Below are 24,868 nucleotides of genomic sequence, written 5' to 3'. Positions count from 1 at the left end.
TTATTCAGTACAAATGTAATAAATATGATGACAAATGAGCTGTTCATATTGAAAATAATTATACAGGAAATTTAGCTATAAAACAGATATCGGGGCCATATGAAAGATAATCATATGTTATTTTTATCTTATTATTAAAATTAATATAAATACCTGTTTTAAGGTAAATGATTTAATTTCAATAGAATGTTTTAATAAAAAATAAAATATCACTATTTTTGTAAAAAAACAAAAAGACACCCAAGGAAATAATGATGAATTATTATAAAATAAAAATAATAATTTGTTTTTTTATGTCTAAAAGTCTTCTGAAATTTTTGTTTTTGCTGGCAACAGCAGTCCCCATATTCGCTCAGAAAAAAAACAGCTTTGACCTTATCTGTGAGAGGACCTCTTCCGTTACAGCCTATAAGAATTTGCCCAAAGCCATCAAAACGGCAGACTCTCTCTATATGTCAGCACAAACGCCTTCAGAGAAAATACAATGTCTTGTCCTTTCTTCAGAACTATACCATCATGCAGGTGAACTTAAAAAAGCAATTTGCTACAGTGAAAATGCCCATTCGGTTATCAGCCAGATTAACGATCCGGAGTGGATGGCTGTGGTGACCAGGTTACTTGCGAGACAATATAGACAGGTAGGGTTATACGAAAGGTCTAAAAAATATATTGTAAAAGGCCTGCAGGCTTCCGTCCATATTAGTGATTTTCAGAAAAGTAATGAAGCTGCAGGACTGTTGAATCAGGAAATGGCCTTCTATGAAATGGAAATGGGTAACTATTCCAATGCCATACGATATATTGAGTCTTCTCTGAAATATTTTGAAAAAATAAACAGTGATAATGAAAGCATGACTGCCGCAGCTTCTTATCAGCTGCTGGGAGATGTTTATTTTAAACTGAATGATTATTCTGTTTCTGAAGGGTATTACCGGAAAGCGGAAGGCCTCATTAAAAAGGCAAGCTGTACACTGGGGTTGGTTTATAATGGTTTAGGAGGTATCCGCCTGAAGCAGAAAAACTGGAAAGATGCTGAACTGTATCTTAAAAAAGCAGAGAAAATTGCAGATACATCCCGAAGTCTTAAGCTTAAAAAAGCAGTTTATTCCAATATTAATGATTATTATGAAGGAATGGGGGATAATTTTAAAGCTTCTTTATATGCGGTAAAATATGTACGTGCCTATGACAGTATTGCTGCCCGCAATCAAAGTTTTGCAATGAAAAGTGCTGAGAATCCGAAAACGAAGATCAGTAAAAAAGGCACACATATGAACCTGATGAAGAATGCTGCAATTATCGTTTTGTTGATTTCTCTGGCCGGGCTTCTGGTTTTCTTCAGGACAAAGCAGAAAAAGCAGCGTTCAAAGTTTAGAAATATTATAAGAGCCCAGCTCAATATGATCAGTAACAGGACTCATTATCCTGCAAAACAATCCGGCGATTCCGAGTTTTCCAATATATCCGTGGAGGAGATTGATGAAAAAGATTCTGAAGCAGAGCACAGAAGAAATGATTCCCTGATGACCTCCGAAACGGAATCTAAGCTGCTTGAACTGCTTGAAGATTTTGAAAAAGGCGACCTTTATAACAACAAAGGCATGTCTCTTTCTTTTCTTGCCGGTGAATTGAATACCAATACAAAATATCTGTCTTATGTCATCAATCAACATAAAAGTTCAGATTTTAAAACCTATATCAACCGTTTAAGGATCAACTATATCGTCGATAAACTAATTAATAATGAAAAGTACAGACAATATAAAATAAGTATCCTTGCTGATGAGTGCGGATTTTCTTCCCACAGTAAATTTGCAGCAGTCTTCAAAGCAGTAACAGACTATTCCCCGTCTGCCTATATCAAATATCTTGATGCTGAAAACCCATCAGATAAAAATGTTCATTTTCCTGAAAATGATTAAAAAGAGATCGCTTTTCTAATTCTATCTTGCTGTTTTCATGAAAATGAACAACCTATTGTTTTAAAAGAAATCCATGCTGTCCTATCTTTGTCCCGGTTTCACAGTACATGGTACAATTCTGCTACACCTTACCATTTCCTATTTCATTTCTGAATTAAGCATATAAAATAAACTGCGATTCCCATTTTTAAATTGTAAGGAAAATATTCTGATCAGAATATCTGCCATATCCTATAATCGGGGTTGATTGCCCGGTTTTTTTTCAGTCAAGTTTTTTTAAGTGCAAATCCACAGAAGTCTGTGGATTTGTGATTTTATTTAACCTTGGTACTGTCGGTTTTGGTTTTTGAAGTATCGGCAGCTGCCGGAGCAGGTATAGAATTGGCTACAGCAGAATCTCCCATTTTATTTCTTAAAGAATCTTTATTGTGGGCATCTTTATATTCCTCTCTTTTTTCTTTATTTTGAGCACAGCTTCCAAAGAAAAGGAGTCCAAGAACTGCTCCTATCCATAATTTTTTCATAATAGTTAATTTTTAATTGTTGATGTTAATCAAATATAAGGATTTAATTAAAAAGATAAAAGATAAAAGATAAAAGATAAAAGATGTTGCTGTTAAAAATCTGGATTTCAATAATTTCAATAGGGGTGGGCTTTAGTCCGCCTTAAAAATGTTATATAATTACCGGCTTTTAGCCAAACCTGAAATCAAAAAAAAATCTGCAGCGCTTTCAGCTGCAGATTTTCCATTTTAAGTTAAACGTATATAAATACTATTTGACAGGAGACATTGCCGCAGAATCCTTTTTTATCTTGATAGTGTCAGGATTCGTCATTTTTGTAGCCATTGTATCAGTAGTTGCAGGAGATATACTTTTTTGAGTATTCTCTACTGTTGCTGAATCCCGGCTACTTGTTGACATTGTCGATTCTTTGGTTCCACAGCTCACTGCAAATATTCCTATTCCGATGGCTGTTAGCAAAAACTTTTTCATATTATTTTATTTTGGAGTGTGTAATAGTAAAAATCAATAATTATTCCTAACAGGGTAAAGAAAATCGTAAAATATAGGTAAAGTTTGTTAAAAGGTGTTAGAGAGTAGGAGTTTGAGAGTTTGAGGGTTTGAAAGTTTGAGGGTTTGAAAGTTTGAGAGTTTGAGGGTTTGAGAGTTTGAGGGCATTAAAGTGTTAGAGTGTCAGAGTGTGAGGTGCTGTAGAAATGCTGCTGATTATCTTTAAATTTTAAATGTACACTTTATCTACACCTTAACCTGGAGTTCCCATGCATAATTTCACTCCATAAAAAAATCCCGAAACCTAAATTCCGGGACTGTTAAATCATTTATCAATGATCATTTATTATTGATTATCCCAGATAAGGATATTTATAGTTTTTTGGAGAAACAAAAGTTTCTTTTACGCTTCTTACAGAAACCCATCTTAGAAGATTCATTTTAGAACCTGCCTTATCATTGGTTCCTGAAGCTCTGCCGCCACCGAAAGGCTGTTGTCCTACTACAGCACCCGTTGGCTTGTCATTGATGTAAAAGTTACCGGATGCATTTTCTAAAGCTTTGTATGCTTCATTGATGGCATAACGGTCTTGTGAGAATACAGAACCTGTCAGTGAATAAGGAGATGTAGAATCAACAATTTTCAGTGTTTCTTTCCAGTCCTGATCTTCATATACATAGATTGATAAGATTGGACCAAAGATCTCTTCTACCATACTTTCGTAATGAGGATTTGTAGTTTCGATTACCGTTGGATGTACAAACCATCCTTTAGAATCGTCATATTTTCCGCCGATAGCTACAGTAGCTTCACCGGAAGCATTGGCTCTGTCGATGTATCCTTTACATTTCTCGAAAGAATTTTTGTCGATTACAGCGTTCACAAAGTTAGACGTATCTTCAGGAGAACCGATTTTAATTGTGCTCATCTGTTCTTCCATTACTTTTTTCACATCAGCCCAAAGTGACTTCGGTACATAAGCTCTTGAAGCAGCAGAACATTTTTGTCCCTGGTATTCGAAAGCACCTCTTACCAATGCCGTAGCTACAGCTTCTACGTTAGCAGACGGGTGAGCAATGACAAAGTCTTTACCACCTGTTTCTCCAACGATTCTCGGATATGTTCTGTAGTTGTGGATATTATCACCGATCATTTTCCACATTCCCTGGAATACTTTTGTAGAACCAGTGAAGTGAAGACCTGCAAAATCCGGGTGAGCCAATACTTTTTCAGCAGTTTCTTTTCCATCTGTAAAGATCATGTTGATAACACCTGCAGGAAGACCCGCTTCTGTTAATACATCCATGATTACTTTTGCAGAATATACCTGCTTGTCAGACGGCTTCCAAACCACTACGTTTCCTAACATCGCCATACAAGTCGGAAGGTTTCCTGAAATGGCTGTAAAGTTGAACGGAGTTACTGCAAAACAGAAACCTTCCAACGGTCTGTATTCAACACGGTTCCAGATTCCGTTATCAGAAACCGGCTGCTCAGCATACATTTCTGTCATGAACTCCACGTTGAATCTTAAGAAATCGATGAACTCACAAGCAGCATCAATTTCAGCCTGGTGTACATTTTTAGACTGTCCGATCATCGTTGCAGCATTGATCACATCTCTGTAAGGACCAGCCAGAAGATCAGCTGCCTTTAAGAAAATTGCTGCACGCTGTTCCCAGCCCAGTTCATTCCATTCTTTCTTAGCTGCCAATGCCGCGTTGATAGCGTCATCCACATGCTGCATACCACCCTGGTAGTAAAATCCGAAGTCGTGCGCATGATCCTGTGGAGACTGAAGCTGTACTTTTGTGTCTGTTTTTACTTCTTTTCCGTTGATGATCATTGGGATTTCTACCTTTTCGGCCCACATTTTCTTATAAGTGCTGATAAGGCTTTTCACTTCCGGAGATCCCGGTTCATATGAATTTACCGGCTCGTTTACCGCTAATGGTACTTGCGAAATTGCTTTTGACATATTACGTTTTATTATTTTATTAAAGTTAAATAAGATGTGTATACAAATTTACAATAATTCTAAAGAAAGAAAAAATACAGTCTGTTTTGTCAAATAAATTCCAATGCAGGTCAACTCATACCATATAATCTTTTTCGGGTCGTAAATATTATGAAATCTTAACGTATGTAGCCTGTTTTTTAGTTTTAAGAAAAAAATACTCCAATTTGTTATAATTATAGGAATAGGGACAATAAAGGATTTGTCATAGTTTAAATCCAGCTATTAAATGTTGTAAATAAAGGATTTATAACGGAATGTTAAAATTATATAAATTCTCATTTGTTGCGATTTTGAACATTTTAAATAATGTTTTTGATAGCCGGAGGTTTAAGATTGTTCTAATTTTACATCATTATTAACAGGTATGAAAAAAAGAGTCTTATTTTTCTCTTTTGTGATATTTTTCTCAGCGCTATGTGCAGGCCTTTTTGCACATAAAGGGAAAGTTCAGCCATACTCTGATGTCCTTTCAAAAATTCATCTCCTTCAGCAGAAATCCGATCAGCAGACCCAGCCTGAAATATACAGCTTTTCAGATGTGCAGGATGTACAGGATTCCAATGACTGGGAGAAAGTAAAATTTGATTACTCAATACTTGCACAGCAGTGGTTACACTATTTCTTTGCAGGCTATACTTACAATACACGGGTTGCGGCCGTTCAAAACCGTATTTATATTACAGAACCAAGATACATCCTGTATCACTCCCTGCAGATTGCGGGCTGCTAATCCCTTTTTTAAATTATAATGATCCGCTATGGTTTGTATTGATGTAAATACAGATCCGTAAGAATCATTCCCCATTTTACATTGTTGAACATTTCTATTTGCCTTTATTGAGAAAGGTGAACAGGATATGGTTTGTCTAATTTTAAAATAAAAATACTATGCACTTAACACCAAGAGAAACGGAAAAGCTTATGCTATTTCTGGCAGGTGAACTCGCTCTGAAAAGAAAGGCAAGAGGCCTTAAATTAAACTATCCGGAATCAATAGCACTGATCAGCCATTTTTTGCTTGAAGGCGCAAGAGACGGAAAAAAAGTAGCCGAACTGATGCAGGAAGGTGCTCATCTTCTTACTAAAGAGGATGTGATGCCAGGCGTGGCAGAAATGATCCACGATGTTCAGATTGAAGCAACTTTCCCGGACGGGACAAAGTTGGTAACCGTACACAATCCAATCCGTTAATACATTGATTATGATACCAGGAGAAATTTTTGTAAAAGAAGGTACAATTGTCTGCAATGAAGGCAGAGAAACTGTAAAAATAAGAGTAACAAACACAGGAGACCGTCCTATTCAGGTAGGTTCACACTTCCATTTTTTTGAAGTTAATAAAGCCATGAGCTTTGACCGTGAGAAAGCTTTCGGAAAGAGGCTGAATATTGTAGCAAGTACTGCAGTACGTTTCGAACCGGGAGAAGAAAAAGAAGTGGAACTGGTAGAAATAGGAGGCAGCAAAAAAGCAATGGGCTTCAACAACCTTGTTGACGGACAGGTAGATTCTGAAGAACAGAAAAGAACAAGCCTAGCAAAAGTTGAAGAATTAAACTTTAAAAATCACTAAGATGAGCTTACACGTAGACAGAAAACAATACGCCAATATATTAGGTCCAACAGCCGGAGACAAAATAAGACTGGGAGACACCGAAATTATTATTGAAATCGAAAAAGATTTCACTCATTACGGAGACGAAGCCGTTTTCGGAGGAGGAAAAACCGTACGCGACGGGATGGGACAGAATGTTACCGCCAAAAGAGATAAAGGTGTTCTGGATCTTTGTATAACAGGAGCCGTAATCATTGACCACTGGGGAATTGTAAAAGGAGATATCGGAATCAAAGACGGAAAAATTGTAGGTATCGGAAAAGCAGGAAACCCTGATACGATGGATGGAGTATCTCCTAATATGATTATCGGGGCTTCAACAGAAGTTCATGGAGGAAAAGGCTATATCGTAACTGCCGGAGGTATTGATACCCACATTCACTATATCTGTCCTCAGCAGATCGAAACATCGCTTTACAGCGGCATTACAACAATGATCGGAGGCGGTACAGGTCCTAATGACGGAACCAATGCAACAACGGTTACTCCGGGGAGATTCAACATGCAGAAAATGCTTGAAGCCGCAGAAGAATATCCTATGAACCTTGGTTTCTTCGGAAAAGGCAACTGCTCGGCGGAAGAACCTATCGAAGAACAGGTGGAAGCAGGTGCTTTGGGAGTAAAAATTCATGAAGACTGGGGAGCAACTCCTGCAACCATTGATGCAGCGCTGAAAGTGGCAGATAAATATGACGTTCAGGTGGCCATCCACACCGATACTCTGAATGAAGGAGGATTCCTGGAAGATACCATGAGAGCAATCAACGGCAGGGTAATTCACACTTTCCATACAGAAGGAGCAGGTGGAGGACATGCACCGGATATCATTAAAGCGGCCATGTATCCAAACGTATTGCCGGCTTCTACCAACCCGACACGTCCCTATACGATAAATACAATTGATGAGCATTTAGATATGCTGATGGTTTGCCACCATTTGAGTAAAAATATTCCGGAAGATGTGGCATTTGCAGATTCACGTATCCGTCCTGAAACGATTGCCGCAGAAGATATCCTTCATGATATGGGAGTTTTCAGCATTATGAGTTCAGACTCTCAGGCCATGGGAAGACCGGGAGAAGTGATCACAAGAACATGGCAGACGGCAAGTAAAATGAAGGAGCAAAGAGGAGCTTTGGAAGAAGATCAGAATACAGAAAACGATAACTACCGTGCTAAAAGGTATGTGGCTAAGTACACCATTAACCCGGCTATTGCACATGGTATTTCAGAATATGTAGGATCTGTTGAAGAAGGGAAACTTGCGGATCTGGTGATCTGGAAACCTGCATTATTCGGAGTAAAACCGGAAATGATTGTAAAAGGAGGATTTGTAATTGCTGCAAAAATGGGAGATCCGAATGCATCTATTCCAACACCACAGCCTGTCATTTACAGAAATATGTTCGGAGCCCACGGAAAAGCTAAGTTTGGTACTTGTGCGAACTTTGTTTCGCAGATCTCTATCGATAACGGAACAATTGCTTCTTATAAGTTGGAAAAAATGATCCTTCCGGTGAAAAACTGCAGAAATATTTCCAAAAAAGACCTTATTCACAATGATAAGACTCCTTTAATTGAAGTGAATCCTGAAAACTATAAAGTAACAGTAGATGGAGAATACATCACTTGTGAGCCGGCAGAAAAACTTCCTTTAACACAGCTGTATTATTTGTTCTAAGATAAATTTTATGAATAAAACCTAACAGGTTTCAAAAACCTGTTAGGTTTATTTAACAACAACAAAAGATTGATCAGACCATATTTTAAAACAATTATAGAACTACGTTTAGAATGAAATATTTAAATAAAACAGTTTTTTCTCTTGCCATAGCGGGAATATCTATGCTTTCAGGGAACCTGAGTGCTCAGTTCCTGGGCGGACACAGATTGAAAAGCGATGAAGAAGGGCCAAAAGGGCAGTTTATGGTATACGGTTCATTAGACTATTCTAAAATTACAACACCGTCAAGCAGCAGCAGTACCGTTTCCAGCGCACCGCTTGGAGTAGGGTACTTCATTAATAATAATGATCTTGTCGGAGTCAATTATGCTTACTCGCAGAATACAGTTGACCACAATGTAGTCTACAAACAAAATGAAGCAGGGATCTGGTACAGCCCGTCGGTAATGCTTGGAAAATACTTCGTATTGATCGGTCAGGTAGATGCTCACTATGTTTGGGGACAGCAGCTTTCAACAGCAGCGGATGCAATGCAGAACTTCAATGGATTCCGTCTTCGCGCCTATCCTTTGATCGGAATATTATTAGGAGGAGGCTGGGCGCTGAAATTCAAATTTGCAGAGCTATCCATGCTTCAGACCAAAACAAAAGAAGAAGGCTGGACGAAAAGCTATGTAGCAGGAATCAGTGGTTCCACATTCGGGGTAGGCATTTCTAAAAACTTAGACTTCAGAAAAAAATCTAAAAATGATAATTAATCAAATCATAGGCAATCTAACCGAAAATCCTACGGATAAAACCATAGATTATCTTGATCTGGAATGGTTTGAAACTACCAAAAGAATCCAGCGTAAAAAGACCAGACAGGGAACTGATGTTGCTGTCAAATTTCTCAGGGAAGGACAGCGTTTGCGTGAGGGAGATATTCTTTTTGAGGATGCAGAAAAAATAATTGCGGTAAATGTTCTGGAAACAGAAGCTATCGTGATGTCACCCGCTTCACTGCTGGAAATGGGTACCGTATGTTATGAAATCGGAAACAAACATATTCCGCTTTTCATTCAGAATGATAAAGTTTTGCTCCCTTTTGAAATGCCGATGTTCAGATGGCTGGAAGCAAGCGGTTTCAAACCGGAAAAGCAATCTGTGAAACTGCTGAATCTTCTTAAATCTAATGTAGAACCGCATGGACACGGAAGTCTGGGATCAACAATCTTTACAAAAATTTTAAAAATGGCCGCCCCGAAAGATGAATAATATGAACATCAACTTCCTGTCAGGACTGCTTCATCTTGCAGATCCTACACTTCCCATCGGGGGATATACGCACTCCAACGGACTTGAAACCTATGTCCAGGAAAGAATTGTACATAACCTGGCAACGGCGAAAGAATTTGTGCAGAATATGCTTCAGTACAACCTTAAATTCAATGACGGCGCTTTTGTAAAACTGGCTTATAAAGCAGCCGAAAAAGGAGACTTAGAAGCATTGATACTTCTTGATCATGAATGTAATGCGATAAAATGTCCGAAGGAAATCCGCCAGGCCAGCCAGAAATTAGGCCTCAGATTGATCAAGATCTTCAAAAGAAGAGACCGTTTTCCTTTTATGGAGGCTTTTGAAAAAGCAGTTCAGGATAAAGAAGCGAATTCCCATTACTGTATTGTATTCGGAGTGTATGCTTATTTAATGAAAATTCCTTTGTACGAAGCGCTTTTAGGGTTCTATTATACTTCGGTTGCAGGAATGATCACCAATGCTGTAAAACTGGTTCCTCTTGGACAGCTGGATGGACAGGACATTCTCTTTTCCCTGTATCCTGTCATGGAGAAGACTGTTTTGGAAACCATGGAACTGGACAGAGATATGTTGGGGCTTTGTAATACCGCTTTTGATATCAGGTGTATGCAGCATGAGAGGCTTTATTCAAGGCTTTATATGTCATAAAAAATAAAAATAAAAGACAAAAGGGAGGAAAGGCAAAATGATAAAAGAAGATTGGAAAAGCTAAGGAAGTAAAGAAGCGTAAGACTCAATGAATATGAATGCTTCTTAGCCGAATGAAATGCCTTTGCATCCCTTACAATATTCTCAATTAATAAAAAAATTATACGTGAAATGAGGTGCTCTTTGCTAAGTGAAACGCCCTTGCGATCGTAAAATATTCACAGTAAAGAAAACTTAGCGCTCATAGCGTTAAAAAACAATTAAATCAGAAATGGAAAATAGAAAATACATAAAAGTAGGAGTGGCAGGACCTGTAGGTTCAGGAAAAACGGCATTACTGGAACGGTTAAGCAGAAAATTATTCGGAACCTATGATCTTGGAGTAATTACGAATGATATTTATACCAAAGAAGATGCTGAATTTATGGCAAAAAACAGCCTTCTTCCCCACGACAGAATTATCGGGGTAGAAACAGGAGGATGCCCTCACACTGCCATCCGAGAAGATGCAAGTATGAACCTTGAAGCGGTAGATGAGCTGGCAGCCCGTTTCCCGGAGATCGAACTGGTTCTTATCGAAAGTGGAGGAGATAACCTTTCTGCGACATTCAGTCCGGACCTTGCAGACGTTACCATCTTCATCATTGATGTAGCAGAAGGAGAGAAAATTCCTAGAAAAGGAGGTCCCGGTATTACAAGATCCGACTTATTGATCATCAATAAAATTGACCTTGCCCCGTACGTTGGAGCCAGCCTTGAAGTAATGGAAAATGATGCCAGAAGAATGAGAAAAGGAAATCCTTTTGTGTTTACCAACCTTAAAACAGATGAAGGATTGGATAAAGTAATAGGCTGGATTAAAAAATATGCCCTTCTGGAAGAGATTGAAGAACCGAACTTAGTAAGATAAATGGATAGTCATTTAAAAATTATTGCAGGATTCAAGGGAGGAGAATCCTATGTGAAAGACCTTTATGTCTCGCTTCCTTTCAGGGTAGTCTCTGTAGGACAGCGGAAAAGTGACAAAAAGCTCTATCAGATGGTGATGAGTTCCTCTCCGGGAATTCTGGATGGAGACCATTACCATTTGGATGTTACCCTTGAAAAAGGATCTGCCCTTCAGCTGCAGTCACAATCCTACCAGAGGCTTTTCAATATGAAGGATAAGGCGCTTCAGGAGCTCAATGTCTCTATGGAAGATGAAACTTCCTTTGCCTATGTTCCTCACCCTATCGTTCCCCATGAAGATTCCAACTTTAAGAGTAAAGCCAATATTCATATCGGGGAAAACAGTCAGATCATCATCAGTGAGATCATTACCTGCGGAAGAAAACATTATGGAGAGGTTTTTAAATTAAAACGCTTTCAGAATGTGATGGAAATCTATCATAACAACAAACTGGTGGTGAAAGATAATGTCCTGATTCAGCCTGACATGATCCCAATCAGCAGCATCGGAAACCTGGAACAGTATACCCATCAGGGAACCCTGATTTTCTACAGTACAAAGGAAAATGTAGATAAAAAAGGATTGATAGAAGAGATCGTTGAGGCTGCAACGCAACATCATGAAGAAATGGAAGTAGGAGTTTCCGCCATGGAAGACAATGGTTTTGTAGTAAGAGCTTTAGGACACGGAGGTGAAACGATGTACAACTTCTTCCTGCATATTCAGGAAATTCTTTGGTCTTTTTAGAATAAAAATTAAAATGATTCTTTATTTAAATTTAAGTTACACAGAGAAAATATTCAATAGAGGCGGGCTTTAGCCCGCAATACTAAAAGATACGCTTCCATTGGCTTTAGCCAAAACTTAATAGAGAACAACAATAGATAAATAGAAAATGGATAGTACAGTTTGGGCGCTCCTTTTGAGTGCCGTTTCAATAAGTTTTATACATACAGCATCAGGACCGGATCATTATCTGCCTTTTATTGTGATCTCAAAATCCAAAAAATGGAGCGGAATGAAAACAGCTATATTAACGGTTGTCTGCGGATTTGGGCATGTGTTCAGTTCCTTGATCTTAGGTTTTATCGGGGTTTTTCTTGGATGGCAGCTGAATAAAATCTCCTGGTTTCAGGATATCAGAGGAAATTTTTCAGGATGGGCACTGCTGATCTTTGGGGGAGTTTACCTTGTATACGGCCTTATTCAGGCAATCAGAAACAAACCGCATAAGCATTTTGATGTAATGGGTGATGATGTGTATGTATACGAACATAATCACAGCGAAGTGGTAATGCCTCAAAAAAGAATAAAAGTAACGCCGCTTGTGCTTTTCATGATTTTTGTAATGGGACCGAGTGAACCTTTGATTCCTTTATTATTTTATTCAGGAGTGAAGCATTCCATGTCTGAAATTGCAGTACTGGTAACTTCATTCACTATAACTACAGTGCTGACAATGCTCGGAATGGTACTTCTGGGACGTTACGGATATTCAACATTATTCAATACCGAAAAACTGGAAAGATATATGGGCGTGGTAAGCGGAGCGGTAGTAACCGTTTGCGGTGTCGGAATGGTCTTTCTTGGATGGTAAACGGGTTCGGGGTGTGAGTGGTAGAGTTTGAGGATAAGAGAGTTTGAGAGTTGAATTGTTTAAGGTTTAAAGTTTCAAGCTCAAGGTTGTTATCCTTTCACTGATAATTGACTCTGCCTCCAATGTCTATCATCTATCCGTCTTTTATCTTAATATCCACAATCATTAATACATTAAAAAACTATGGACGAATTTTTCAAAAAACTACCTTTTATAGACAATGTTTTAAAAGGAATCGGGCAGATCATGCTTCAGGAAAACAGATGGACAGGACTTCTGTTCCTTGTAGGAATTTTTATGGGAAGCTGGCAGTGCGGAATTGCAGTCTTGCTTTCAACAGCCGCCGGAACTTTTACAGCAATGAAGCTTAAATATGACAAATCTGAAATCAATGCCGGACTTTACGGTTTCAGTGCTGCCCTTGTGGGTGTAGCATTGGCATTTCTTTTCGATACTACCGTATTGATCTGGATTTTAATATTATTGGGAGGAGCATTGGCCGCTGTTGTTCAGCATTTCTTTATCCGGAAGAAAATTCCGGTGTTTACTTTTCCTTTTATCATTATTACATGGATATTGGTATTTGCACTGCATCATTTTACCCATATTCCGCCCTCTGCGATGCTAAGCAGTGAAGTGGTTCCCACAGAATATGATGATTTTCTTACCTGTACCAATGGTTTTGGAGAGGTGATATTCCAGGGAGGAGTCCTTTCAGGAATTATTTTCTTCCTGGCTGTTTTCATCAGTTCTCCGGTAGCCGCTTTATACGGACTGGCTGCCTCTATTTTGGGTGCAGGACTTTCACAGCTGAATGGGGAGCCTATCAAAGAAATCCACATGGGATTATTTGGTTTTAATGCGGTACTTTCAGCCATCGTTTTTTCAGGTGTAAAAAAAACAGACGGTTTATGGGTACTGATCGCAGTTCTTATCACTATTGCTATTGATGATTTTTTAATAGACAATCACTGTCTGGATATGGTAGGCGGCGTATTTACTTTTCCATTTGTAGCCGGAACGTGGATGACGCTTTTAATTCAAAAAATATTTCTTAAAGCGAAAGCGTAGCTTTTGAGTTTGAGAGTTGAAGGGTTTGAGAGTTGTGGAACTTTAAGAGTGAGAATTTTTTCCAGTCTCTCATCTCTTCGTCTATTATCTCTTATCTAATTTATAATTTAACTAAAAAATGAAAATAACGAAAATAGCAGCTGTATTTCTGGTCATGGCTTTCAGTGGAAAAATGATGGCGCAGGAAGCAGAAAAACAGCTGCTGATAAAAGATGCAGATGACAAATTTCCTATTGCTGATGCTTTGGTAAAATACGACCACGGAAACAGCCATACCCATACAGGAACAGACGGCACATTTGCCATTCCTGTAAAATCCCTTCCTGATACTCTTATGATCAGCCGTTCGGGATACGATGAGGTAAAATGGGTGGTAACCAATGATGAAGATAAAAATAAAGTTATTTTTTTACAGCATAAGCCCTTTCAGATTTCTGAAGTAGCCATCAATCACAGCTCGTTTTTATCAGCCATTACAAAGGTTGATCTGAACAAATTTCCGGTCAGCTCAGCACAGGATCTGTTGAGAAAAGTTCCGGGGCTGTTTATTGCACAGCATGCCGGAGGAGGAAAAGCAGAACAGCTTTTTTTAAGAGGATTTGATGCCGACCATGGGACCGATGTAAGTGTGAATGTAGATGGAATGCCGGTGAATATCGTCTCTCATGCCCATGGCCAGGGATATTCAGACTTACATTTTGTGATTCCTGAAACCGTTAATAATATTGATTTCGGAAAAGGAGCCTATTATATGGATCGTGGGGACTTTAACACCGCAGGATATGTGGATTTTCAGACATACAATGGGCTAAAAAACAGTATGGTTAAGCTGGAAGGAGGTTCGTTCAATTCAAAAAGAGTCTTGGGAATGTTCAATATTCTGCATGATGATCTGGGACGAAAAAATGCGTATATAGCAGCAGAATACAACTATACAGACGGCCCTTTCGATGTAAAACAGAATTTTAACAGAGTCAATATTTTTGGAAAATACAATCAATGGCTTACTGATAACGACTATTTCAACATCCAGTTCTCAACCTTCAACTCTTCATGGAATGCTTCCGGACAGATTCCGGAACGTGCCGTAGACGAAGGAATCATTGGCAGATGGGGAAGTATAGACCCTACAGAAGGCGGAAAAACTTCCAGAACAAATCTGCAGATGAACTTCAGGCATATTATTTCTCCTTCCGAGCAGATTGATGCCATGGCTTTCTATTCAAGATACAATTTCAACCTGTATTCTGACTTCACCTTTAATTTAAAAGATAAAGATCATGGAGACGAAATTCAGCAGACCGACGGAAGAAATATGTATGGAGCCGAAGTAAAATATACAAAGACTTTTTCCTTTGCCAACAGCTCTTTAAACTGGACTTCAGGAATTGGATTAAGAAATGATGATATCAACACGTTACAGCTTAACCATGTCTATCACAGAGACATGCTGATTGACAGATTATCAGATGTGACGGGAACGGAAACGAATCTTCATGCCTATTCAGGTCTTATATGGAAAATAGGAAAATGGACCATTAATCCTGCTTTGAGGGTGGATCATTTTATTTTTAATATGCACAATCTGCTGGATGTGGAACAACTGCCATCCGGACAATCAAAAGAAGCAACAAGACTGAGTCCGAAATTGAATTTCTCCTACGCTCAGAATGACAATGTAATGTGGTTCCTGAAAACAGGGATGGGCTTTCACTCCAATGATCTGAGAGTAGTAGTCCCCAATAAAAATGAAAATACCCTTCCATACTCTATTGGCGCGGATTTCGGGGTACGATTACACCCGTTCAAATCCTTGATCATTACTCCGGCATTATGGTATATGGATCTTCAGCAGGAATTTGTGTATGTAGGAGATGATGCAGTGGTAGAGCCTTCCGGCAAATCAAGACGCTTTGGAGCAGATCTTGGAGTTCGCTTCCAGCCGTTGGAAAACTTTTATCTGAATGCAGATATCAATTATTCCCACGCAAGATTTACCGAAGAACAGAAAGGACAGGACTATGTTCCGCTGGCTCCGGTAGTCACCAGTACAGGATCTGTAAACTGGGATTTCCTGAATGGCTTTTCTTTAGGAATTCAATATAGATACCTTGGTGCGAGACCGGCTGTAGAGGATAACAGCATCAGAACCAAAACCTATTTTGTAAATGATCTTATGCTTTCCTATAATCGTCAGAAATGGGGAGCAAATGTTCAGCTGAATAACCTTTTCAACGTAAAATGGAATGAAGCCCAGTTTGCCACAGAAACGCAGTTAAAAGGAGAAGCAGAACCTGTTACAGATCTTACGTATACACCGGGAAGTCCTTTTGGAGTGAGAGTAGGTGTGTATTATAAGTTCTAAGTAGGAGAGTAAGAGAGTAAAAGGGTGAGAGAGTGGGAGAGTTTGAGAGTATAAGGGTTGGAGAGCGTAAATTATTTGTTTCGGATACGTGTTTCGGGGTTTTACTATTTACACTTTAGCTTTTTCACTCTTTCGCTTGCCTCCTTTGCTTTAAAATATTTTGTATAACTTTAAATAATCATTACACCGGATATGGAAGTGCTATCCAATTTTCAATATAAAAAACTTTTTCTTCCGAATATTACGGACAGGATATTAGCCAACAATGCTGATATACAGCTGTATCGGATAGAAAATTATCTTAAAGGCATTCTGATGCCGGTGATCCCGTACCGTACAACGTTTAATTTTATTATTTTCGTTACCAATGGTCATATCAGACAATATCTTGAAAATAAAGAATACCATGCTGAAAAAGGCGGGGTGATCTTTATCAAACAAGGAACAATCACTGCTACTGTTGAATTATCTGATGATATTGAAGGATTCTTCCTGGCTTATGAAAACAATATCCTATCCGAACAGGAACTGCCCAAGCATAAAAGCAGTATTTTCTTCATGACTCCCTTCCTGAATCTTGACAGCCTGACCTACGGAACGATTACCCAGCTTCTCCCGATCATGGAACAGGAATTATGGCTGAACAACCTTAATATCAATGATGTGGTGGTTACAATGCTTCATCTTATTCTGATCAAAATGCTGAGCACAGACTCTGATACCCATCACAAATCTGCAACGCGTCCGATGGAGCTGTCTCTTCAGTTCCGGGATCTTTTGTTTAAATATCATGTGGTGGAAAAAAGGGTAGCATTTTATGCCGATAAGCTGTCTGTAACGGAAAGCTATCTTAATAAATGTGTGAAGGGCGTGACCCAAAAATCTCCGAAACAATGGATCAATGAGATTGATATCAATTACAGTAAGGCATTGCTTCATTCCAGTAAAGATATTGCAGAAATAGCTTATGAGCTGAATTTTCACACTGCTTCCCATTTTACCCAGCTTTTTAAAAAAATTGCAGGCGTTACTCCAAAAGAATACAGAACGCAGTTTTTGAATAATAGCAGAATTTCTGTGTAATGATAGGCGGAGGTGAGATGCCGGAAGTATGGTAGTATCTTAATCAAAATAAGTTGAGAATTCAAAAAGTTGTTTTAGGAATTTCAGAACTTCCATCTCCCAGCTTCCATTCTTCCATCTTCTCCTACATTCTCTCGTTTTCCAGAATTTTCAGAACCAGTCTTTCTTCTTTCGTAAGGTCAGCTTTTCCGTCATTTTCTTCGATGACTTCCAGTTCGTCAAGGTATTTTTTGATGGTATTGTTTTCGTAGAGATTAATGACTAAAGGATGAACGTAATATTTCCTGCAGACAGCGGATGTATTCCCCAGGTTTTCTGCAACAATTTCCAGGGCTTCTTTTACTTTCTTTTTATACTGAGTGTCATTTTCTGCATACCCGATTTCTTTAAAAGCAATCAGGGCGCTTACTGTTCCGGACCATGTCCTGAAATCCTTAGCGGTAAAATCTTCGCCGCTGATCTCTTTTATGTACTCATTCACCATCCCGGAATCCACAGAATGGCGGTTTCCATCATCATCCAGATACTGAAAAAGCTCTTTACCCGGAATATCCTTACATTTCTGAACCAGCCTTGACAGCCTTTTACTTCTAAGATCAACGTGATGCATAACGCCTTTCTTTCCTTTAAAAGAAAAGGTAATCTTTTGCCCTTTTACTTGTACATGCTTCCCTTTTAAGGTGGTCAGACCAAAAGAGCCGTATAGTTTTTCGTAGATATTATTGCCGATACGGATGTTGGTTCTTTGCATAAGGCTTACAATTAAAGCCAGTATTTTCCGTTTTTCAAAATTTCTCAGCGCAAGATCCTGTTCTACCTGAAGCCTGATGTTCGGTAATGCATACCCGAACTGAAGCATCCTGTAAAATTTTGTATGATTTCTTAAAGCACTCCAAAGAGGATGATAGCGATATTGTTTTCTTTTCTTAACATCAAAGCCTGTTGCCTGAAGATGTCCGTTTTCCAGCGCACAGATCCATACATTTTCCCAGGCTGGAGGAATCACCAGTTTATTGATCCTTGTAATTTCTTCCTTATCCTTTATTTTTTCACCGTCTTTATAATAGGAATATTTCTTTCCTGTTTTTTTACGGGTAATTCCGGCGGATTCTGCATCGGTGGTATATACGAGATGTACCGCCTTTGCAGAAGCTTCCGGGTCCTTCATGATTTTAACAATTTTTGAAGGTTTCAGGTGAGAAATTATTTCCAAATCTGTATTCTTCTCCATAAAGCATGGTTAAGAGTTTTTACCCCTCGAAAAAATCAGTAAAAGAATTCCTACTATTACACAGACTAGGAGAATTCCCCACCACATTCCGGCCTTAAAAATTGTTTCTACCGCTTCACAACTTGTTAGTGTCAACAAACTTAATATCGTAATACTGTATAAGCTTAATTTTTTCATAGCTGTATATTTTTTGGTGTTAGATTCTTAAATTATCGGCTTTCCAGTTTTTTATAGACCTTTTAATTTCGTCTCCTGAGATATTTTCATGCAAAGCCCTGTATAAAAGCTCTTTGAATTCATCATCATAGGTGAATCTCAGTGCAGCAATCTGATCGAATGTCAATTTTTCAGCCGTTTCATCAGATCTTACATTGAAGATTTCAAAATAACGCTGCTTAAATTCAAGGACCACCATTCTGTTTTGAAGTCCCAGAGCATAATGCTGACGTGTCATAAATGCTAAATAAAAAAGCAGAAAAATCACAATAGAAAACAGGATCCAGATCAATTGATTTCCCGGGTCATCCCAGATTTTATACAATCCAAAAATCTCCAATAGGATGAGTGCAGGAAGATAAATAAAATGATGTGGCGGATAAAATTTCCTGTGGTTATTGTAGTTTTGCTGTTTCATAAGGTAGAATGAAGCAATAATCTTTCCAAAATTTATTATTTTGATAATAAAATTGACATTTGTGGTATGTAAGATGTGTTTATTTTTCCTTTTTTGTGTTTATATTTTCTACTGTAAATTTATATTTTTCCTATTTCAATATTTGGAATATTCTTAAAACAGAATGGAAACAGGCGGAGACTTTAAGAACCTTATAGAATCTTCTATAGATGTGAAATAATATAAAAATTCCGGTTATGGATCTTTTGCAAGAAGATTCCATTAAAATAAGGATTATTAAGCAAAATAGCCGGTAGATTTACTCTTCCGACTTTAAATTTTTCGTAACTTTCGGTGGTTAAAAAAGAAAAGAATGACTTCAAAGGAAAAAGTTGCTGCACTTCGTGAAGAAATGCAGAAAAATAATGTTGATGCATTTATCGTATATTCTGCAGACCCGCATATGAGCGAATACCTTCCCGAAGAATGGCAGGAGAGAGCTTGGCTGTCGGGTTTCTTAGGTTCTGCCGGTTTTGTGGTGATTACCAAAGACAAAGCCGGACTTTGGACAGACGGAAGATACTTTACTCAGGCCGCCATTGAGCTGGAAGGCTCCGGAATCGACCTTTTCAAAGATGGTATGGAAGGTACCCCTAATTATATCGACTGGATTATTTCAGAAATTCCCGCAGGTGGTAAAGTGGCAGTAAATGCTCTGGCAGCTTCTCATGCCAATTGGGAACTGCTTTCTCAGAAATTTAATTCAAAAAATATCAGCCTGGCAGATGTTCCGCTTTTAAAAGAAGTTTGGAAAGAGAGAGGAACGCCGTCTGCTAATCCTATTTTTGTACATCCGGTAGAAAGAGCCGGTAAATCTGTTTCCGATAAAATTGCTGCCATCCGTCAGAAAATGGAAGATCAGGAAGCTACGGTACACATCATATCCAGTCTGGATGATATGGCATGGACACTGAACCTCAGAGGAAGTGATGTAGACAGTAACCCTGTATTCCTTGGATATATTGTGATCACTAAAAATGATGCTGTCCTCTTCACAGGATTAGAGAAAATGGAAGTGGAAGCAAGAAAACAAATGGATGATTCCTTTGTGAAAATGATGCCTTACGAAGAATTCTACAATTACCTGAAGACCTTCAAAAATGAAAAAATACTGGTTTCTCCAAACAGCAACCAACAGATTTTTGAAACCTTAAAAACAGATAACGAATTCATTAAAGCTCCGGTCCCCGGTAACCTGATGAAAGCCCAGAAAAATGAAGCCGAGCTGGAAGGTTTCAGAAAAGTAATGGTAAGAGATGGAGTGGCTATGGTGAAATTCCTTTATTGGTTAACGCACAATGCAGGAAAAGAAGCCATGAATGAATATTCTATCGGTCAGAAACTGAGAGGATTCCGTGCAGAAGGTGAAAACTTTGTGGGAGAAAGCTTCGGATCCATCGTAGGATATAAAGATAATGGTGCTATCATGCACTATTCGGCTAAAAAAGAAGGAAGCAAAGAAGTAACCAACGAGGCTACAATCCTTGTAGATTCGGGAGGTCAGTACCTTGAAGGAACTACAGATATTACAAGAACCTTTGCATTAGGAACACCTTCAGAAGAGTTTAAAAGAAACTCAACATTGGTATTACAGGGACTGATCCGTCTGTCTATGGTAAAATTCCCGAAAGGAACAAAAGGTGTACACCTTGATGCCATTGCAAGACTTCCGTTATGGATGGAAGGTAAAGATTTCAACCACGGAACAGGACACGGCGTAGGAAGCTTTATGAATGTACATGAAGGGCCGCAAAACATCAGAAAAGACCTTAACCCTCAGGAGCTTCTTCCGGGAATGGTATGTTCAAACGAACCCGGATACTATCTTGAAGGACATTACGGTATCCGTCACGAAAACCTGATCGCTGTAAAAGAAGCAGAAAAAACAATTCACGGAACATTCTATGAATTTGAAACATTGACCTTCTGCCCGTTCTTCAAAGATACTGTGGTAAAAGAAATCCTTTCTGAAAGCGAGATCGCATGGCTGAATGATTATCATAAAACGTGTGAAGAAAAGCTGGCTCCTTATCTGGAAGGAGAAGTTAAAGAATGGTTCCTTCAATTGGTGAGCCCTCTTTAATAAAAATTCAAAGGTAAAAGTAAATGATAATCATAACTTTAAACCTTGAACTTTAAATATTAAACTGAATATTGTTAGATAAACCAAAGTCCTGTAAGGTATTTCCTGCAGGGCTTTTCTTTTTTATACAACCGTATTTTTACGGATATAATTACAGGGATTTTACTGATTGATAAAAACCGGCGCTGCTTTATATTTGTATCAACAAACATCATTCATATCTTCATAAATAACTCAAGTAAATTCAAAACGGTAATCATCTCGTCCTGAGATGATTTTTTTTGTTTTCAAGTGAAATCAGCCAGATCTATTTGAGTTAAAAATATTCAATTTGATTGATATAAAAACGCAAAGAATCTATTAGAGCATCTTATTCTTAAGGGGCTTCGACAAAGTCGCTGATGAAGCTATATGATATGTATGAGCTTAGAAAGAATCAATGAAATTGATTCCGTCTTTGCCCTCTTTACATTAAAACTCTGCAAAAATTAAAACTTTGCGTTGATAAACAACATAGCCTCCATCTTTTTATCTATTTTCGTAGTTCATTAGAATACCTTACTTTAAAAATGCTGATACAAGACTATTTTCGAAGCTTTAATCTGTTTTCCGAGAACGAAATTGAAGCGTTTCTGCCACTTTTCGAAATCCGGAAGCTGAATAAAAACGACTATTTTGTACAGGAGGGAGAACGATGCAGGGAAGTCGCATTTATCAACTCCGGAATTTTCCGCTCTTTCTATACTTCCGGTGACGGGAAAGATATGACGTATTGCTTCAGGTTTCCCAATCATATGATTGCGGCCTATTCATCATTTATTTCAGAATGTCCCAGTAAAGAAAGTATGCAGGCTATTACCAATGCAGAGCTTATTATTCTTCAAAAAGAAGCGGTGGATGGGCTGGTTCAGAATAGTCTTAACTGGACGAAGTTTTTAAGAATTATTGCAGAACAGGAATATCTTGAGCTCGAAACCCGTTTTTTTCAGCTTCAAAGAGACAGCGCAGCCCAGCGGTATGAAACATTATTAAAAAACCATCCTGATTATATTCAGAACATTCCCCTGCAGTATCTGGCTTCTTATCTGGGGATTACACAACGCCACCTGAGCCGCATCAGAAAAGAAATTTCTTTTTAGACATTTGTCCTGCATATTGAAACAGGAGCGCTCTACTTTTGTCAAAAAAAGTTATGGAGCAAAATATTTTAATTATTGGAGGAAACGGATTGGTAGGGAAGACAATTTCCCGTATCCTGAAATCAAGAAATCCTCATCTTACTGTTTTTATTGGAGGGCGAAAAGGAGGAAAAACGGACAAAGACCTGCGGATTGATGTTACAGATCCTTCCTCTTTTAAAGTTATTTCTGATAAAAAAATAAACCTCATCATTCTTTCTGTAAATGATAAAGAAGATCATGTACTTCGTTTTGCTATTGATCATCAAATAGATTATCTGGATATCACGAAACCTACTCCGGCTTTGGTAAAAGCATATGATATGGCAGCCCAATCTGATGTGAACAGCAGAGTTGTCTTCAGTTCAGGCTGGATGGGCGGAATTGTACCTGGGCTGGTTAATACGCTTTCCGGCTCAAATGATATTGAAGAAGTAAAAGTTTTTGTTTATTATTCTGTGAAAGATCTGGCAGGCGAGAGCTCGGCCCACTTTATGGCGGAAAATGTAGCGGTTCCTTTTAATCATTATCAAGATGATAAACCCGTTTCCGTAAGACACTTTTTAAATACAGAAACCTATAATTTCTATTTTGGAATAGGAGAGAGGAGCGCTTATAATTTTGATGTGCCTGATCTCTATATTCTTAATAAGGTGGAAAGAATTCCCGGTGTAAGTGTGAAAATGACATATAATTCAAAATTCATTACATGGCTTCTGGGTGCTTTTCAATATTTGAGAATCTATCATATTTTATCTTTAAAAGAAAGGAAAATGATTTTTGGATCCAGCGGTAATGGAGATCAGGCTGTGTTTGAAATTGTGGTAAAAGATAAAACAGGTCAAAAAAAGCTGAGTTTAAGAAGTATGAAAGGGCAGGCGGAACTGACTGCTTTATCGGCCGTTCTGCATACCGAAGAACTGCTGAGAAATCCCCACGAAAACAATGTGTATTTCAGTCATCAGCTGCATGAGCCTTTATCGTTAATGTCGCAGCTTCATGCCTATGATTCCATCAATATCAATATCACACAATGAAAAAAATAGCCATTATCAACGGCCATCCCAATAAAGATTCTTTTAATTTTGGAGTTGCAGAAGCTTACCGGTTAGGAGCCGCGGAAACGGGAGCAGAAGTCAGGGAAATTGTCATCAGAGATTTAAATTTCAATCCCAATTTACAGTTTGGATACCAGAAAAGAATGGAACTTGAACCGGATTTGTTGAAAGCCTGGGAAATAATCCAGTGGGCAGATCACCTCGTTTGGGTGCACCCGGTTTGGTGGGGAGGATTTCCAGCCTTAATGAAAGGGTTCATAGACCGTCTTTTTCTACCGGGAATGGCTTATAAATACCGTGAAAATTCTGTATGGTGGGATAAACTGTTAAAAGGAAAGACCGCCCGTATTCTTACGACATTAGACCAGCCGGGATGGTACTACCGTTTATTTTTTGGCAGACCCAGCGTTAATCAGCTTAGAAAATCCATCCTGGAATACTGTGGAGTAAAGCCTGTAAAGGTGACTTATATCGGGATCATCCGGAATTCTGAAGATGAGCAGCGGGTTCAATGGCTGAGAAAAGTGAAGCAAATGGGAAAGAAACAAAAGTAGTCCAACAACATATCATGATAACTTTATCCGGCAATAATTGATTTTTATTGTCAGATAAAGTATCATTATTAAAGTGAAAATACTTCTGTTTTAATTTCACAATCCCTTTTTCCCCTCAATCCAGTATGCCTGTGATTTTATACACTTGGGTGAAACTCCTCTTGCCTTAAGGAATTTTCTGATCAAAGACATTCTTCCTCCGTTTCCTGTGAGATAAAAAATGACTTCATCATCATAGATGGTTTCTTTTTCTTCTCTCAGGAAATCATTCAATGCTTCGATCATTCTCATGGTATTATTTTTAGGACTGTGATATCCAAATAAGTTAAGCTTTTCAAGAGCAGACACTTCTTCCAGCTCATGAAGGCAGATGAATAGGGAATTGCTTTCCTCTACCGCTTCTTTGATGGACAGTGAACTTCCCAATGAGGTTTCATCACCTACCGAAAAGTGAATTTTTGCAGTGGCGACATAGAACTGTTTTCCTCTTGGCATTAAAAGTTTGATAGAATCTCCCTGAGTCAGCCGGGCTGCAAAATTGCTTCCGGCAGCAGACGCGTCATGAAGATGAAATAAAATATCAAAAGTCCCGGCATTCCTGTTGAAGTTGAAAGGTGAATAATTCCGGAAATCCCTGTCATTGATCCTTATTCCTATGGCGTAGCCAGGTTCATAGGGAACATCCTGTAAATCTGTTGCAAAACGTATAAGGCGCAGGCTATCGGTGATTTTTTCTATATGGATAACGGTACAGTCTTTAAATTTAGAGGACCATACATTTTCTACAGTGTCGTTGATCCATTTTGGTAAGCTCGGCATAAGTCA

24 protein-coding genes are annotated in these 24,868 nt (G+C 38.5%); 18 read left to right on the top strand and 6 right to left on the bottom strand.

Annotated features, from left to right (window positions below; translation table 11 throughout):
• Positions 1–293: 293 nt before the first annotated feature.
• On the top strand, positions 294–1,922 hold the full coding sequence (locus tag ACP3T3_RS08245; protein ID WP_426479418.1) for a tetratricopeptide repeat protein: 1,629 nt from the start codon (positions 294–296) through the stop codon (positions 1,920–1,922).
• 314 nt (positions 1,923–2,236) lie between these two features.
• Here ACP3T3_RS08245 and ACP3T3_RS08240 read toward each other — a convergent pair whose 3' ends face one another.
• From ACP3T3_RS08240 to pruA, 3 genes are all read right to left on the bottom strand, one after another.
• Positions 2,237–2,446: a hypothetical protein gene (locus ACP3T3_RS08240; protein WP_426479417.1), complete on the bottom strand. Its 210-nt coding sequence runs from the start codon at positions 2,444–2,446 to the stop codon at positions 2,237–2,239.
• A 250-nt stretch (positions 2,447–2,696) separates the two neighbouring features.
• Complete coding sequence (locus ACP3T3_RS08235; RefSeq protein WP_426479416.1) at positions 2,697–2,918, bottom strand: cytochrome C551; 222 nt, start codon at positions 2,916–2,918, stop codon at positions 2,697–2,699.
• A 371-nt stretch (positions 2,919–3,289) separates the two neighbouring features.
• Positions 3,290–4,915, bottom strand: a complete 1,626-nt coding sequence (gene pruA / locus ACP3T3_RS08230) for an L-glutamate gamma-semialdehyde dehydrogenase (RefSeq protein ID WP_426479415.1) — start codon at positions 4,913–4,915, stop codon at positions 3,290–3,292.
• Positions 4,916–5,321: 406 nt separating this feature from the next.
• Here pruA and ACP3T3_RS08225 point away from each other — a divergent pair, with 406 nt between their 5' ends.
• The 13 genes from ACP3T3_RS08225 (at position 5,322) to ACP3T3_RS08165 (ending at position 17,266) form a co-directional block, all read left to right on the top strand.
• Complete coding sequence (locus ACP3T3_RS08225; protein WP_426479414.1) at positions 5,322–5,687, top strand: hypothetical protein; 366 nt, start codon at positions 5,322–5,324, stop codon at positions 5,685–5,687.
• Positions 5,688–5,845: 158 nt separating this feature from the next.
• Positions 5,846–6,148 (top strand): urease subunit gamma, encoded by a 303-nt coding sequence (gene ureA / locus ACP3T3_RS08220; RefSeq protein ID WP_105680948.1) that lies wholly within the window; start codon positions 5,846–5,848, stop codon positions 6,146–6,148.
• 10 nt (positions 6,149–6,158) lie between these two features.
• On the top strand, positions 6,159–6,527 hold the full coding sequence (gene ureB / locus ACP3T3_RS08215) for an urease subunit beta (RefSeq protein WP_426479413.1): 369 nt from the start codon (positions 6,159–6,161) through the stop codon (positions 6,525–6,527).
• A gap of 1 nt (position 6,528) precedes the next feature.
• On the top strand, positions 6,529–8,250 hold the full coding sequence (gene ureC, locus ACP3T3_RS08210; protein WP_426479412.1) for an urease subunit alpha: 1,722 nt from the start codon (positions 6,529–6,531) through the stop codon (positions 8,248–8,250).
• A 113-nt stretch (positions 8,251–8,363) separates the two neighbouring features.
• The gene (locus tag ACP3T3_RS08205; RefSeq protein WP_426479411.1) at positions 8,364–9,011 is read left to right on the top strand and encodes a hypothetical protein; all 648 of its coding nucleotides are present in this window, start codon (positions 8,364–8,366) and stop codon (positions 9,009–9,011) included.
• A complete protein-coding gene (gene ureE / locus ACP3T3_RS08200) occupies positions 9,001–9,510 on the top strand; it encodes an urease accessory protein UreE (protein ID WP_426479410.1) in 510 nt (169 codons plus the stop codon). Before ACP3T3_RS08205 ends, ureE begins: the two co-directional genes overlap by 11 nt.
• A gap of 1 nt (position 9,511) precedes the next feature.
• Positions 9,512–10,201: an urease accessory protein UreF gene (locus ACP3T3_RS08195; protein WP_426479954.1), complete on the top strand. Its 690-nt coding sequence runs from the start codon at positions 9,512–9,514 to the stop codon at positions 10,199–10,201.
• Between the two features lie 271 nt (positions 10,202–10,472).
• The gene (gene ureG / locus ACP3T3_RS08190) at positions 10,473–11,111 is read left to right on the top strand and encodes an urease accessory protein UreG (protein ID WP_047094673.1); all 639 of its coding nucleotides are present in this window, start codon (positions 10,473–10,475) and stop codon (positions 11,109–11,111) included.
• A complete protein-coding gene (locus tag ACP3T3_RS08185; protein ID WP_426479409.1) occupies positions 11,112–11,897 on the top strand; it encodes an urease accessory protein UreD in 786 nt (261 codons plus the stop codon).
• A gap of 148 nt (positions 11,898–12,045) precedes the next feature.
• Entirely contained in the window at positions 12,046–12,747 is a 702-nt protein-coding gene (locus tag ACP3T3_RS08180) for a hypothetical protein (protein ID WP_105703727.1), read from the top strand.
• 183 nt (positions 12,748–12,930) lie between these two features.
• Positions 12,931–13,818 (top strand): urea transporter, encoded by an 888-nt coding sequence (locus ACP3T3_RS08175; RefSeq protein WP_426479408.1) that lies wholly within the window; start codon positions 12,931–12,933, stop codon positions 13,816–13,818.
• Between the two features lie 118 nt (positions 13,819–13,936).
• The gene (locus ACP3T3_RS08170; RefSeq protein ID WP_426479407.1) at positions 13,937–16,183 is read left to right on the top strand and encodes a TonB-dependent receptor; all 2,247 of its coding nucleotides are present in this window, start codon (positions 13,937–13,939) and stop codon (positions 16,181–16,183) included.
• A 192-nt stretch (positions 16,184–16,375) separates the two neighbouring features.
• Entirely contained in the window at positions 16,376–17,266 is an 891-nt protein-coding gene (locus tag ACP3T3_RS08165) for a helix-turn-helix domain-containing protein (protein ID WP_426479406.1), read from the top strand.
• Positions 17,267–17,390: 124 nt separating this feature from the next.
• Here ACP3T3_RS08165 and ACP3T3_RS08160 read toward each other — a convergent pair whose 3' ends face one another.
• On the bottom strand, positions 17,391–18,497 hold the full coding sequence (locus ACP3T3_RS08160; protein WP_426479405.1) for a DNA topoisomerase IB: 1,107 nt from the start codon (positions 18,495–18,497) through the stop codon (positions 17,391–17,393).
• Between the two features lie 196 nt (positions 18,498–18,693).
• Complete coding sequence (locus ACP3T3_RS08155) at positions 18,694–19,131, bottom strand: DUF6526 family protein (RefSeq protein WP_426479404.1); 438 nt, start codon at positions 19,129–19,131, stop codon at positions 18,694–18,696.
• Positions 19,132–19,483: 352 nt separating this feature from the next.
• Here ACP3T3_RS08155 and ACP3T3_RS08150 point away from each other — a divergent pair, with 352 nt between their 5' ends.
• The 4 genes from ACP3T3_RS08150 to ACP3T3_RS08135 all read left to right on the top strand — a co-directional run bounded on the left by ACP3T3_RS08150 (position 19,484) and on the right by ACP3T3_RS08135 (position 24,043).
• Positions 19,484–21,253, top strand: a complete 1,770-nt coding sequence (locus tag ACP3T3_RS08150) for an aminopeptidase P family protein (protein ID WP_426479403.1) — start codon at positions 19,484–19,486, stop codon at positions 21,251–21,253.
• Positions 21,254–21,825: 572 nt separating this feature from the next.
• Complete coding sequence (locus ACP3T3_RS08145; RefSeq protein WP_426479953.1) at positions 21,826–22,392, top strand: Crp/Fnr family transcriptional regulator; 567 nt, start codon at positions 21,826–21,828, stop codon at positions 22,390–22,392.
• A 53-nt stretch (positions 22,393–22,445) separates the two neighbouring features.
• Complete coding sequence (locus ACP3T3_RS08140; protein WP_426479402.1) at positions 22,446–23,468, top strand: saccharopine dehydrogenase; 1,023 nt, start codon at positions 22,446–22,448, stop codon at positions 23,466–23,468.
• Entirely contained in the window at positions 23,465–24,043 is a 579-nt protein-coding gene (locus tag ACP3T3_RS08135) for an NAD(P)H-dependent oxidoreductase (RefSeq protein ID WP_426479401.1), read from the top strand. Before ACP3T3_RS08140 ends, ACP3T3_RS08135 begins: the two co-directional genes overlap by 4 nt.
• A gap of 96 nt (positions 24,044–24,139) precedes the next feature.
• On the opposite strand, the gene ACP3T3_RS08130 is transcribed toward ACP3T3_RS08135, so the two are convergent.
• Positions 24,140–24,862: a siderophore-interacting protein gene (locus tag ACP3T3_RS08130; protein ID WP_426479400.1), complete on the bottom strand. Its 723-nt coding sequence runs from the start codon at positions 24,860–24,862 to the stop codon at positions 24,140–24,142.
• Positions 24,863–24,868: the final 6 nt, after the last annotated feature.

The organism is Chryseobacterium sp. CBSDS_008, from assembly GCF_049959325.1.
Lineage (GTDB): Bacteria > Bacteroidota > Bacteroidia > Flavobacteriales > Weeksellaceae > Chryseobacterium.
Note: the sequence above shows the minus strand (reverse complement) of the source record. Positions and strands in the feature narration are given on the sequence as shown.

Coding starts and splice junctions, on each gene's coding strand:
- ACP3T3_RS08245 (WP_426479418.1), top strand. CDS start 294: ATGTCTAAAAGTCTTCTGAAATTTTTGTTTTTGCTGGCAACAGCAGTC.
- ACP3T3_RS08240 (WP_426479417.1), bottom strand. CDS start 2,446: ATGAAAAAATTATGGATAGGAGCAGTTCTTGGACTCCTTTTCTTTGGA.
- ACP3T3_RS08235 (WP_426479416.1), bottom strand. CDS start 2,918: ATGAAAAAGTTTTTGCTAACAGCCATCGGAATAGGAATATTTGCAGTG.
- pruA (WP_426479415.1), bottom strand. CDS start 4,915: ATGTCAAAAGCAATTTCGCAAGTACCATTAGCGGTAAACGAGCCGGTA.
- ACP3T3_RS08225 (WP_426479414.1), top strand. CDS start 5,322: ATGAAAAAAAGAGTCTTATTTTTCTCTTTTGTGATATTTTTCTCAGCG.
- ureA (WP_105680948.1), top strand. CDS start 5,846: ATGCACTTAACACCAAGAGAAACGGAAAAGCTTATGCTATTTCTGGCA.
- ureB (WP_426479413.1), top strand. CDS start 6,159: ATGATACCAGGAGAAATTTTTGTAAAAGAAGGTACAATTGTCTGCAAT.
- ureC (WP_426479412.1), top strand. CDS start 6,529: ATGAGCTTACACGTAGACAGAAAACAATACGCCAATATATTAGGTCCA.
- ACP3T3_RS08205 (WP_426479411.1), top strand. CDS start 8,364: ATGAAATATTTAAATAAAACAGTTTTTTCTCTTGCCATAGCGGGAATA.
- ureE (WP_426479410.1), top strand. CDS start 9,001: ATGATAATTAATCAAATCATAGGCAATCTAACCGAAAATCCTACGGAT.
- ACP3T3_RS08195 (WP_426479954.1), top strand. CDS start 9,512: ATGAACATCAACTTCCTGTCAGGACTGCTTCATCTTGCAGATCCTACA.
- ureG (WP_047094673.1), top strand. CDS start 10,473: ATGGAAAATAGAAAATACATAAAAGTAGGAGTGGCAGGACCTGTAGGT.
- ACP3T3_RS08185 (WP_426479409.1), top strand. CDS start 11,112: ATGGATAGTCATTTAAAAATTATTGCAGGATTCAAGGGAGGAGAATCC.
- ACP3T3_RS08180 (WP_105703727.1), top strand. CDS start 12,046: ATGGATAGTACAGTTTGGGCGCTCCTTTTGAGTGCCGTTTCAATAAGT.
- ACP3T3_RS08175 (WP_426479408.1), top strand. CDS start 12,931: ATGGACGAATTTTTCAAAAAACTACCTTTTATAGACAATGTTTTAAAA.
- ACP3T3_RS08170 (WP_426479407.1), top strand. CDS start 13,937: ATGAAAATAACGAAAATAGCAGCTGTATTTCTGGTCATGGCTTTCAGT.
- ACP3T3_RS08165 (WP_426479406.1), top strand. CDS start 16,376: ATGGAAGTGCTATCCAATTTTCAATATAAAAAACTTTTTCTTCCGAAT.
- ACP3T3_RS08160 (WP_426479405.1), bottom strand. CDS start 18,497: ATGGAGAAGAATACAGATTTGGAAATAATTTCTCACCTGAAACCTTCA.
- ACP3T3_RS08155 (WP_426479404.1), bottom strand. CDS start 19,131: ATGAAACAGCAAAACTACAATAACCACAGGAAATTTTATCCGCCACAT.
- ACP3T3_RS08150 (WP_426479403.1), top strand. CDS start 19,484: ATGACTTCAAAGGAAAAAGTTGCTGCACTTCGTGAAGAAATGCAGAAA.
- ACP3T3_RS08140 (WP_426479402.1), top strand. CDS start 22,446: ATGGAGCAAAATATTTTAATTATTGGAGGAAACGGATTGGTAGGGAAG.
- ACP3T3_RS08135 (WP_426479401.1), top strand. CDS start 23,465: ATGAAAAAAATAGCCATTATCAACGGCCATCCCAATAAAGATTCTTTT.
- ACP3T3_RS08130 (WP_426479400.1), bottom strand. CDS start 24,862: ATGCCGAGCTTACCAAAATGGATCAACGACACTGTAGAAAATGTATGG.